The sequence below is a fragment of the Pseudomonas endophytica genome (assembly GCF_001411475.1).
GTDB lineage: Bacteria > Pseudomonadota > Gammaproteobacteria > Pseudomonadales > Pseudomonadaceae > Aquipseudomonas > Aquipseudomonas endophytica.
Genome location: NZ_LLWH01000033.1, coordinates 1 through 11,040, shown reverse-complemented (window position 1 = coordinate 11,040; position 11,040 = coordinate 1). Strand labels below are relative to the sequence as shown.

Annotated in this window: 11 protein-coding genes; 4 read left to right on the top strand and 7 right to left on the bottom strand. The window is 55.8% G+C overall.

All coding sequences use genetic code 11. The features are described from left to right. Positions 1-53: 53 nt before the first annotated feature. The 3 genes from AQS70_RS03875 to AQS70_RS03865 all read left to right on the top strand — a co-directional run bounded on the left by AQS70_RS03875 (position 54) and on the right by AQS70_RS03865 (position 2,982). Positions 54-938: a LysR substrate-binding domain-containing protein gene (locus AQS70_RS03875; RefSeq protein WP_055101605.1), complete on the top strand. Its 885-nt coding sequence runs from the start codon at positions 54-56 to the stop codon at positions 936-938. Between the two features lie 138 nt (positions 939-1,076). Next, positions 1,077-2,480, top strand: coding sequence for an amino acid permease (locus AQS70_RS03870; RefSeq protein ID WP_055101604.1), 1,404 nt, complete (start codon positions 1,077-1,079; stop codon positions 2,478-2,480). A 157-nt stretch (positions 2,481-2,637) separates the two neighbouring features. Then, a complete protein-coding gene (locus AQS70_RS03865; protein WP_055101603.1) occupies positions 2,638-2,982 on the top strand; it encodes a cupin domain-containing protein in 345 nt (114 codons plus the stop codon). 52 nt (positions 2,983-3,034) lie between these two features. Here the strand turns inward: AQS70_RS03865 and mmsB are convergent, their stop codons facing one another. Both mmsB and AQS70_RS03855 read right to left on the bottom strand, forming a co-directional pair. Next, complete coding sequence (mmsB, locus tag AQS70_RS03860; protein WP_055101602.1) at positions 3,035-3,922, bottom strand: 3-hydroxyisobutyrate dehydrogenase; 888 nt, start codon at positions 3,920-3,922, stop codon at positions 3,035-3,037. A gap of 10 nt (positions 3,923-3,932) precedes the next feature. After that, positions 3,933-5,447: a CoA-acylating methylmalonate-semialdehyde dehydrogenase gene (locus AQS70_RS03855; RefSeq protein WP_055101601.1), complete on the bottom strand. Its 1,515-nt coding sequence runs from the start codon at positions 5,445-5,447 to the stop codon at positions 3,933-3,935. 129 nt (positions 5,448-5,576) lie between these two features. On the opposite strand from AQS70_RS03855, the gene AQS70_RS03850 reads away from it, so the two are divergent. After that, entirely contained in the window at positions 5,577-6,530 is a 954-nt protein-coding gene (locus AQS70_RS03850) for a LysR family transcriptional regulator (protein ID WP_055101600.1), read from the top strand. Between the two features lie 294 nt (positions 6,531-6,824). On the opposite strand, the gene AQS70_RS03845 is transcribed toward AQS70_RS03850, so the two are convergent. The 5 genes from AQS70_RS03845 to AQS70_RS03825 form a co-directional block, all read right to left on the bottom strand. After that, a complete protein-coding gene (locus AQS70_RS03845; protein WP_082428028.1) occupies positions 6,825-7,346 on the bottom strand; it encodes a sugar O-acetyltransferase in 522 nt (173 codons plus the stop codon). A 197-nt stretch (positions 7,347-7,543) separates the two neighbouring features. Continuing rightward, a complete protein-coding gene (yfiB, locus tag AQS70_RS03840) occupies positions 7,544-8,050 on the bottom strand; it encodes an outer membrane lipoprotein YfiB (protein WP_055101599.1) in 507 nt (168 codons plus the stop codon). Positions 8,051-8,056: 6 nt separating this feature from the next. After that, on the bottom strand, positions 8,057-9,328 hold the full coding sequence (gene dgcN, locus AQS70_RS03835; protein WP_055101598.1) for a diguanylate cyclase DgcN/YfiN: 1,272 nt from the start codon (positions 9,326-9,328) through the stop codon (positions 8,057-8,059). Further along, positions 9,325-9,900, bottom strand: a complete 576-nt coding sequence (gene yfiR / locus AQS70_RS03830) for a regulatory sequestration protein YfiR (RefSeq protein WP_055101597.1) — start codon at positions 9,898-9,900, stop codon at positions 9,325-9,327. Before yfiR ends, dgcN begins: the two co-directional genes overlap by 4 nt. A 123-nt stretch (positions 9,901-10,023) precedes the next feature. Then, on the bottom strand, positions 10,024-11,040 hold a 1,017-nt coding region (locus AQS70_RS03825; protein ID WP_162233868.1), incomplete at its 5' end, for an ATP-binding domain-containing protein.

Sequence of the window (11,040 nt, the reverse complement as noted above, 5' to 3'; positions counted from 1 at the left end):
AACGATCAAAAGATCGCAGCCTTCGGCAGCGCCTAACACCATTGAGGCGCTGCATGCATTTCGACCTGATTGACCTGCGCTTGTATTTGAATGTGGTGCAGGCGGGCAATATCACCGCCGGTGCGAGCCTCAGCCATTTGTCGCTGGCGGCAGCCAGTGCGCGGATCCGTGCAATGGAGCTATCGCTGGGAGTCGAGTGTTTGCAGCGTAGCCGCCGAGGTATCAGCCCGACACCGGCCGGGCAGGCCCTTGCGCAACATGCTCGACTGTTGTTGCAACAGGTCGAACGCGTGCATCACGACATGGCCGAATACGCCCAAGGCTTTAAAGGCCAAGTGCGTCTGCTGTGCAACACCGCCGCTGTTACCGAGTATTTACCGGAGTTACTGGCTGATTTTGTGCGACAGCACCCGGCGATCAGTATTGATCTGCAAGAGCTGACCAGCCTGCGCATTACCCACGCGTTACGTCAGAACGCCGCCGATATTGGGGTGATTTCCAACGCGGTGGACACTCACGGCCTACACACCCGGCCTTTTCGCGACGACCCGCTGGTTTTGGTGATCCCACAGGATCATCCGCTGATTCAACACCCGGCGCCGACCTTCGCTGACACACTCAGCCATGACTATGTCGGCTTGTCGGCCAACAGCGCATTGGCGGTGTATTTGGAAGAGCAAGCGTTGCATAACGGCATGCGCATGCAGGTGCGAATTCGTGCAGAGGGTTTCGATGCGGTGGTGCGCATGGTGGCTCGCGGGGCCGGGTTAGGCATTGTGCCCAAGGCAACCATCGAGCGCTGGCAAGCCGCTCCGACTTTTAAGGTGGTGCCGCTGAACGAGCCTTGGGCAGCGCGCAAATTGTTACTGTGCGTCCGCTCTTTTGAGCAATTACCGGCTTATGCCCGAGCGCTTTTTGAGGCGCTATCACTGAATTAATTCTGTAAGAAATGTCGCAGAGTTGCGTTCGCCTGTATGCCTGAATTTTTACCAAGAGTAATATCCCCGGCTTGCTGGCACCCAAGGCATACGGGTGGCTTGTTTACACACTGAATACCACAACCAACAGGGCAACCGATGGCTGACGCTAACTCCCCTCCGGTCACACTCAAACGCGGTTTGAAAAATCGCCATATCCAGTTAATTGCCTTGGGCGGCGCGATCGGTACGGGACTGTTCCTGGGTTCGGCGGGCGTGCTCAAGTCGGCTGGGCCGTCCATGATTCTGGGCTATGCGATTGCCGGTTTTATCGCTTTTTTAATCATGCGCCAACTGGGCGAAATGATCGTGGAAGAACCCGTAGCAGGTTCATTTAGCCATTTCGCGCACAAATACTGGGGCGGCTACGCAGGGTTTTTGGCGGGCTGGAACTATTGGGTGCTGTATGTGTTGGTGGGCATGGCCGAACTGACCGCCGTCGGTAAATACATTCAGTTCTGGTGGCCCGAGGTGCCAACGTGGGTCAGCGCAGTGGTGTTCTTTGTGCTGGTCAACTTGATCAACACGTTGAACGTCAAAGTCTTCGGCGAGATGGAGTTCTGGTTCGCGATCATCAAGGTGGTGGCCATTCTCGGCATGATCGTACTCGGCTGCTACTTGCTATTCAGCGGTGCTGGTGGCCCACAAGCTTCGATCAGCAACCTGTGGAGCCACGGCGGATTCTTCCCCAATGGCGGCATGGGCCTGCTGATGGCCATGGCGTTTATCATGTTCTCTTTTGGCGGTTTGGAGTTGGTGGGCATCACTGCCGCAGAAGCCAGCGAGCCTAAAAAGGTCATTCCCAAGGCCATCAACCAAGTGGTTTACCGGATTCTGATTTTTTACGTGGGCGCGCTGACCGTGTTGCTGGCCCTGTACCCGTGGGATCAATTGCTGATCACCTTGGGCGCTGGCGGCGATGCCTACGGTAGCAGCCCGTTTGTACAGATTTTCGCCTTGATCGGCAGCGATACCGCCGCGCAAATCCTTAACTTCGTGGTGCTGACAGCCGCGCTGTCGGTGTACAACAGCGGCGTGTACTGCAACAGCCGCATGCTGTTTGGCTTGGCCGAACAAGGTGATGCGCCTAAAGCGCTGATGAAACTCACTAAAAATGGCGTACCACTGCGGGCGCTAGGCGTGTCGGCGCTGGTGACGTTGTTGTGCGTAGTGGTCAACTACGTGGCCCCGCACAGAGCGCTAGAACTGCTGTTTGCGCTGGTGGTTGCCTCACTGATGATTAACTGGGCACTGATCAGCCTCACTCATATCAAGTTCCGCCGCTCCATGACGCAGCGCGGTGTGGTACCTGCATTCAAGGCATTTTGGTCACCCTTCAGCAACATTCTGTGCCTGGTGTTTATGGCGGTGATCGTTACAGTGATTTGGATGATCCCCGACGTTCGCCCTTCGGTGTATGCGATTCCAGTGTGGTTGCTGATTATTTACGTGTTTTACCTGATTCGCTTGAGCACGGGTAAGCCGCTGGCCAACCCGCGCTAACCTCAATGCGTAACTAAAAAGCCCCGGCCCTGAAATGTCGGGGCTTTTGCGTATCTAGAGGTGCGTATTCGAACCTCTGGGTGTCGGAACTGGGCAACTGCCAATCGGCATGGCCCGTTAGGGTGGGGGCTGTGTCTCACCCCTCAACGGAGTTCTTATGTCTGCGCCGATTACTGTACTTCGCGACACTCATCCCCTACCCGTCCTCGATGCCTGCAAATGGGAAAAACTCGAAGGCGACCCGCACACGGTCAACCTCAACGCTTACACCAGCGACGACGGCAGTAAAATCATGGGCACGTGGATCTGCACACCAGGCAAGTGGTATGTGGAGTATGTGAAGTGGGAATACTGCGATTTTCGCGAAGGCTACTGCATCATCACCCCTGAGGGCAAAGAGCCGATCCATCTACGAGCGGGTGATATTTTTGTGGTGGAACCGGGGATGAAAGGCACGTGGGAAGTGGTTGAAACCGTGCGTAAGTATTTCGTTTTTGCCTGATCGAACCCTAGCAAAAACCGGGAATCCGCCCGACGCGGATTCCCGTAAAACCCTACTCGGGTTTGCGATAGCCGTTGATGATGGCGGAAAAGTCTTTGCCACCTTCTCCGCGCAGGCTCATGGCCTGATACAACTGTTGTGCAACGGCGCCCATCACCACCGGCTGATGTGCCTGACGCGCAGCCTCAGTCGCCAGCCCTAAGTCTTTAAGCATCAAGTCGGCACCAAAGCCGCCGGTGTAACCGCGTGATGCGGGAGCCGTTTCGACAATCCCTGGCCACGGGTTGTACACCTCCGAACTCCAGCAACGCCCGGTAGAACTGTTGATGACGCCCGCCAACACTTGACTGTCGATGCCCAGCGCCGCGCCCAAGGCCATGGCTTCGCTAACACCGACCATGGAGATGCCAAGCACTAGGTTGTTGCAGATTTTGGCCACTTGACCGGTGCCCACTTCGCCGCAATGGACGATGTTGCGGCCCATGTTCGAAAGCACTGGGTGCAGGGCATCGAACAATGCTTTGTTGGCCCCGACCATAAAGGTCAGAGTCCCTGCTTGCGCACCGCCTGTACCACCGGACACCGGAGCATCTGCCAAGTCCACGCCCTGTTTGGCCGCGGCTGCGGCTACGTCACGAGCGGTTTGTGGGTCGATGGTGCTGCAATCGACGGCTGGTACGCCTGCGCCGATACCAGCCAGTACGCCTTCTTCCCCCAGCCACACACTGCGCACATGCGCTGCGGCGGGAAGCATGGTAATGACCAACTCAGCGCCTTGTGCAGCTTCACGCGGGGAGACACTGATGTGCCCGCCTTGCTCTGCGAGTTCGGCGAGGATGTCTTGGTTCAGGTCAAACAGGTTGAGCGAGTGCCCGGCCTTGAGCAGGTTTCGCGCCATCGGGGCGCCCATATTACCTAGACCGATAAATGCGATTTTCATGGCTGTGCCCTCAACGAAGATTGATGGTGGTGTTAACGCCATCATTCACGCTGTCATCGTCAAACCAGCGGCTAGTGACTGTCTTGGTCTGCGTATAGAACTGCACAACTTGTTTACCGTAAGGCCCCAGATCGCCAAGTTTTGAACCGCGCGAGCCGGTAAAACTGAAGAAAGGAACCGGCACTGGGATCGGAATGTTGATACCCACTTGGCCTACATCTATTTCACTCTGGAACTTACGCGCTGCAGCACCGCTTTGGGTAAACAGGCCCGTGCCGTTGCCGAATGGGTTGGCATTAACCAACGCGATGGCTTGGTCGAGGGTATCCACCTCAAGTACCACCAGCACCGGACCAAAAATTTCTTGGGTGTAGATTTGCATGTCGGTGGTCACGCCCGAGAACAAGGTCGGGCCTACGAAGTTGCCTTGCTCGAAACCTGGAACGCTGATGTTCCGGCCATCCAGTTCAAGAACCGCACCTTCTTTGACGCCGCTCTCAATCAAGCCCAAGACGCGCTCTTTCGCGCGTTTGGAAATCACCGGGCCGATATCGGTGCCCGCTTCGCTGCCCGCGTTGACCTTAAGTTTTTGTGCCAGCGCTTTAAGGTCAGGCAACCATTGTTTGGCCGCGCCCACCAGCAGCACCACTGAAGTGGCCATGCAACGCTGACCCGCCGCACCAAAACCAGCGCCCACCAGCGCATTGAGGGTTTGCTGACGGTTGGCGTCAGGCAGCACCACAGCGTGGTTTTTAGCACCCATCATCGACTGCACGCGCTTGCCGTGACGACCGGCCAAGTCGTACACGTGAGTACCCACGGCGGTTGAACCTACAAACGAAACGGCCTTGATGTCGGAGTGGGTGCAGAGCGCATCCACCACATCTTTGCCCCCGTGAACGACGTTAAGTACGCCCGGTGGAACCCCGGCTTCCAGCGCCAGCTCAACCAGCATCAGGGTCGACAGCGGGTCTTGCTCAGAGGGCTTAAGTACGAACGTGTTACCGCACACGATAGCCATTGGGAACATCCACAACGGAATCATGGCCGGAAAGTTGAAAGGCGTAATGCCCGCACACACGCCGATCGGTTGGCGCAAGGTGTAGGTATCGACTCCTCCCGCAACGTTTTCAGCGAACTCGCCCATTTGTAAGGTGCCAATGGAGCACGCATGCTCAACCACTTCCAAGCCGCGGAAGATATCGCCTTCGGCGTCGGCAATGGTTTTGCCTTGTTCAGCACTGAGCACGACAGCGATGCGCTTGGAGTGTTCCCGGATCAACGCTTGCAGTTTGAGCATGATGCGCATCCGCGCACCGATGGGCGTGAGCTTCCACGTGTGAAATGCACGTTGCGCGGCAGCAATGGCGGCGTCGACTTCATCGGGCGTGGCAAACGGGACTTTGGCCAGCACTTGCTGGGTGGCGGGGTTAACAATGTCATGCCACTCGGTGGTCTGCGACTCGATCCATTCGCCATCAATCAGCAGACGGGCATTTTGGTACGGGGTGTTAGAAACGTTCATGGAAGTCTCCGAATTTATTTTTATTAGCCCGTTAACGACTTGGGCGATCGTACACGTTGGCCGCAGGACTGTTTTTGGAGTATAGGTGTGCGTTCTTCTAATAAGAACGCACATAAAAGCCGGTCAAACATGCAAAAAAACATCACATCGTTAAGCGCATTGAACTGGGACGACCTGAAGTTTTTTCTTGAGGTCGCCCGTACCCGCAAGGCCAGCAGCGCAGCCAAACGCCTAGCCGTGGACTACACAACGGTATCGCGGCGCATCAGCTCGCTAGAAACCGCGCTGGGCACCTTGCTATTTGAAAAGTCGCGCACCAACGGCTTTACGCTGACCAGTGAAGGCCAGCGTTTACTGGGCTATGCCGAGTCCATTGAAAGCACGCTGCACATGGCTTGCGAACAGGTTTCAGGCTCAGGAGTAGCGTTGTCAGGGCATGTACGCATGGGCTGCACCGAGGGTTTCGGCAGCTTTTTCATCACCCCACAATTGAGCCACTTTGTGGACACCTACCCTGCCATCTCGGTGGATATTCTGCCGCTGCCGCACTTCATCAATTTGTCTAAACGCGAAGCGGATATTGTCATTGCGCTGGAGCGCCCAGAACACGGGCCTTATGTGTGCTGCAAGTTGTGCGACTACCGACTGCAGTTGTATGCAACTCAAGACTACCTAGATCAGCACCCGCCTATTCGTCGAGCGTCTGACTTAGCCGAGCATCCGTTTATCAGCTATGTCGATGATTTGGCATTCAGTTCGGAATTACTGTACTTGGCCAACGTGGTGCCTGGAGCCAGCGCAAATTTGCGCAGTACCAGCGTGATTGCCCAATACATCGCGGCACAACAAGGACGCTCACTGGCGATTTTGCCGTGCTTTTTGGCCGCGCAAGATCCGCGTTTATTGCCGGTGCTACCTAACGAAATCAACCTGACGCGGCAGTTCTGGATGTACTGCCGCGAAGACCTGCGCAAGCTCAAGCGGATCACGCTTTTATGGGATTACATCAGAGAGGTTACGGAGCTGAATGCGCCGTTGCTGACAGGAGAAAGCCGGGAGCAGAGGTTTGCTGATACGTTATGAAATAGATCGCTGTCTGGCCCCTCGGTAAAGCCGGGGGCTGAGATTGCGTAGTGCTCTGGTGTCAGTCGGTTGGATCTGGGCCCAACTCATCATTGACTCAAGCCATACTGAAAGTGCAGATTTTAACCGGCTTACTTCATACGCCTTCGAAGCAATGATGCAGTGACTTTATTTTCACTGCATAGAATGGATACCTCGTATTTTCAAGCCAGCCAATGAGTGCTCACTTCGGGCAATAAAACACAATCAACGGAGAATATAGGTGCTCTATTAAGACGACTGTAATGTGCGATTTTAAGATGACATAGGCTCAATCAACCACCGTTTAAAACGGGCAGGCGAACCCGCATACAGCGCGTTGGGAGGAACACTCTCGGTAACCACGCTATTCGCGGCAATCACACTATTTTCGCCGACGGTTACCCCGGGCAAAATCACGGCACCCGCGCCAAGCCAAACATTGCTGCCAATACTAATTGGCGCGTTAGTATCGTTGGTTCTTCTACGATCAGGGTGCGTATCATGCGCCGTCGTACAAAGACGGACGTGCGGACCAAACATTACATAGTCGCCGATTGTTATTAGCGACTTATCTAAAAACACACACCCACTGTTAATAAAAACACCCTTGCCTACTTTAAAGTTACCGCGCTCAAAAAAGAACGGAGGACGGATAACAATGGAGCCATCAATACTTGCCCCGGTTTTGACCAGCAGTTTGGCACAGTGCTTCTTACTTAAATCATGACGCCCATGAAGAAACAGAAATTGGCGAGCGGATAGCTTTCGCTTAATTTTGGCTATGAATAAGAGCATGTGAGGCTGATTACCTAGGGCAAATTTAACCGCATGATACCAGCGACTGTACCTAGGCCCACAAACCTACTCTGCGCTGTCAGGTCCTGCCGCGAGGACCTGCGCACGTTCAAGCGAATCACGCGTTTGTTGGAGCAGCCGATCGAGGCTCGATTGCTCGCGATCTTTTAAAAGAGCAAAAGATCGCAAGCAGGTTGCTAGTCAGCGATGACGATAATCGACACACGGCGGTTTTCAGTTCGCCCGCTGCGGGTTTTATTGGAAGCCACCGGTTCACGGCTGCCTAGCCCGCGCACCTGAATATTTTCAGGGCGCATGCCGACGTGGGTGAGCACCTTGACCACGCTAGTGGCACGCCGCACGGACAGCTGTTGGTTGTAAGCGTCCTGCCCTGATGAATCGGTGTGCCCATCAACTCTCACGCGTTGAATATCGGCAGCCAGCAAGGCACGGCCAATACGCTCAACGATTTGCTCACTTTGCTGATTGAGCGCATCCAGATCGCTGCCAAACAGCACTTTGCCCGACAAGCCAAATGCCCAGCCCTCTTCAGTCAGTTTGAAGCCTTGCTCTTTCAACACTGCAATCTGCGCGGCCGTCAGGCCTTTTTGTGGCGGGGACGTTTGGCAAGCGGTCAAGACCAGCGCAGCCAGTAGCCAGACAACGCCGAACAACTGTTTATAGCGACGAGTCACTCTAGGCATGGGGGATTAAGCTCCTGATGATAGCGTGGGGGCCGAGTACTCCGACTCGGCAACCTGTTGTCCGCCTCGGGCGAGGCGTTTAGCTTGGTACATCGCCGCATCCGCTGCACAGAGCAGCAAATCTGGAGTTGCACCGTGTTCGGGATAAACCGCGATGCCGATGCTGAGCGAGGTGACAACGTTGATGTGGTCTGGCAACTCGATCGCCTCCTGCATGCTGGCAATAATCTTGCTGGCGATACGCTCAGCATCTGCGACGTTGTGCAGCGGGGCTAAGAGAATCGCAAATTCGTCACCGCCCAGCCGCGCGACCACGTCGCCTTCACGCAGCTGAGCACGAACGCGAGTCGCGACAGCAATCAATACGGCATCACCCGCTGCATGCCCATAGGTATCGTTAATGGCTTTGAATCGGTCACTGTCCAGAAACAAAACGGCGGCTTTGCCGCTGAGTTGATCCAGAGAACGCAGCGTGCGCGCCAACCGTGCGGCAAAGTAGGCGCGGTTGGGCAGGTTGGTGAGCGAGTCGTGGCTGGCCTGATGCGCCAGTGTCTGGTTTTCGTTTTGCAGGTGGCTTTGCCACGACGCTAACTCACCCAGCAGCGCATTGAAGTCATTAGCGAGGTTGTCCATTTCGGCAATATGTGCAGACGGCACGCGTCGGTCGAACGCACGCTCACTGCGTGCGGCGTGGGCGACTTCGGCCAGTTGGTGCAACGGCCCGGTGATGCGATTGAGCAAGCGCCGTGAGAAATACAGCGCACTCCATGCGCTGAGCGCGGTGCAGACAATGACGCCAAATAGCCCGCTGAGCAAAAACCGCAACATGTTCGCGCCATGCCCACTGACAATGATGACGCCGACCTGTCGACCCTGATGCTCAATGGGGACGGTCAGCGGCTGTTCGAGCAAATTATCGGCCAACAGCCGTTCAATGTTCGACAATAAGCCACTTTCCGGCCGACGCCAGTACGCCAGCAAATCACCGTCGGCGGTGTAGATTTCCGCTACGGCCACCGCTTCTGTGGACGCGATCAGGTCCAGCGCTTCAGACGCTGCGCTCTTGTCATCAAAGACCACAGCGGCTTCAACGGTGTAACTGATGGCGCGGGCAATTAAGTTTAGGTTGTGGTCGGCGTATACCTTGAGCGCGAGGATCCCCAGCAGCGTCAATGAAATACTGGCCAGCACCACGGCACCCAACGCCACACTTAAGTGCCCTCGGCGCAATACCGAGCGCAGCCTACGACGATTCCGAGATCGTTTAAGCTTTCTCATGGCTGGGCTGCTCGACGGCGTGACAGTTGCAGCACACGGGGATGAATTCGCACACCGCTGCGGGCAACGGAGTCGAGATTGACCTCAAATGTCACTTGGTCATCGAGCATGTTCAGACAAAACATACTGCCAACGGTGCATTGGTTGCTTTGCTCGCTGATGCTCAACACCGCTTGGCCAGCCAGTTTATCGAACAGGTAAGTGCGCTCTTCTGAGCTCAGGTGGCCCAAATAGACCGCATTACAAGCTGGGGCAATAGCAGGGCTGCCTCTCAGCAATCGAGCGACGTGCACCGTCCTGCCATTAGCCTGAGCTGAATTTTTGAGCAAGTCATCGGCGTATTCAGTAGGGCCGACCACGCACAGTTGTAACTGCTCGGGTTCGGTCGGCCAACGCGTATAACTGAGGATGCCAAGAACCACTTGGGTGACGGCCTTGGCACGCTGATCCGCCAGATTAATGGAGGCTTCCAGTTGAGCCAGGCAGGGAGTGCTCAGCAAGAGCAGGCAAAGAGAAAGGCACCGCAGCCGCCATCCATAACGCTGCCTAACCGATGAGACAGCCACATCCATGCAGGAAATCTCTGTATTCGTCGAAGGAATAAGCGCGAAAAGATACCACAGCCCGCCTTAGGACTGTGATACCCGTCACACTATTGGCTTATCACGGCCCATCTTGAGTGTGCTGGCCGCCAACTATTCCATGCCCAACATCAAGCCGCTCAAGCGTTTAACTTTGCGCTGTACGGCTTCTTCAAACACCCCGGCTCGTGGTTCAACGAGGCTGAACCACTGTTTGGCCCGCGTGATACCGGTGTAAATCAACTCTTTGGTCAACACCGGGTTGAGCGCTTCTGGCAACACCAATGCGGTGTGCGAGAACTCAGAACCTTGGGATTTGTGCACCGTCATGGCATAGACCGTTTCAACGTCATTCAGACGACTGGGTAGCACAAAGCGGATGCCGCCCTGCCCATCGTTGCGCGCAAAAGCGACGCGTAAGACATGACGCTGGGACTGACCGTCTTGCTCGGGAAGTGTGAGGGCAATACCCACATCACCATTCATCAAACCCAGACCGTAGTCGTTACGGGTCATTAATACCGGGCGGCCTTCATACCAATGCTGATCGCTATCAATCAGTTTGCGAGAGAACAAGGCGCGGGTAATGCGCTCGTTCAGCCCCTCAACCCCCCAAGGCCCTTTACGCACGGCGCAAAGGAGCTGGAACGCTTCAAATGCTTGCAGCACTTTACCCGCCCACGCGGCCCAGCATGGATCCTCAAGCCCGGCAGCGGCGACAGGGCGCTGATCGCGCAGAACCTCCAGGTAATGCCGATACCCTTTAGCCTCGGCCCCGCGACCTTCCAACACCAAGCGCTCAAAGGCTCGGTCTTGTTCATCTTTGAGTGGCAAGGCAAAAAGGTCGTTATGGGTACCTGCGGCCAATAGCGCACGCGCCTGGGGTGCTAGTTGCTGGTTGACCAGCCGTGACAGTTGGCCGATCCCACTGCCTTCGCCAAAGCGCCGCGAATGACGCAGCATGACCACCTGCTGGGCCAGCGGATGAACACCCGCCGAATCTTGCTGCAAACCACTGGCGCCAAGGTTTTCTGTGCTCACCTGCTCAAGCCATTCACGTGTTTGCGGGGTGTACCAGCCCTCCTCAGCATCACGGCATAAGTCGCCCAATCCAGCACCCGCCTCTACCGC

Bases quoted from the DNA above. Each gene is read 5' to 3' on its own strand.
- AQS70_RS03875 (WP_055101605.1), top strand. From the start codon at position 54: ATGCATTTCGACCTGATTGACCTGCGCTTGTATTTGAATGTGGTGCAG.
- mmsB (WP_055101602.1), bottom strand. From the start codon at position 3,922: ATGAAAATCGCATTTATCGGTCTAGGTAATATGGGCGCCCCGATGGCG.
- AQS70_RS03870 (WP_055101604.1), top strand. From the start codon at position 1,077: ATGGCTGACGCTAACTCCCCTCCGGTCACACTCAAACGCGGTTTGAAA.
- AQS70_RS03845 (WP_082428028.1), bottom strand. From the start codon at position 7,346: ATGCTCTTATTCATAGCCAAAATTAAGCGAAAGCTATCCGCTCGCCAA.
- yfiR (WP_055101597.1), bottom strand. From the start codon at position 9,900: ATGGATGTGGCTGTCTCATCGGTTAGGCAGCGTTATGGATGGCGGCTG.
- AQS70_RS03850 (WP_055101600.1), top strand. From the start codon at position 5,577: ATGCAAAAAAACATCACATCGTTAAGCGCATTGAACTGGGACGACCTG.
- AQS70_RS03855 (WP_055101601.1), bottom strand. From the start codon at position 5,447: ATGAACGTTTCTAACACCCCGTACCAAAATGCCCGTCTGCTGATTGAT.
- dgcN (WP_055101598.1), bottom strand. From the start codon at position 9,328: ATGAGAAAGCTTAAACGATCTCGGAATCGTCGTAGGCTGCGCTCGGTA.
- yfiB (WP_055101599.1), bottom strand. From the start codon at position 8,050: ATGCCTAGAGTGACTCGTCGCTATAAACAGTTGTTCGGCGTTGTCTGG.
- AQS70_RS03865 (WP_055101603.1), top strand. From the start codon at position 2,638: ATGTCTGCGCCGATTACTGTACTTCGCGACACTCATCCCCTACCCGTC.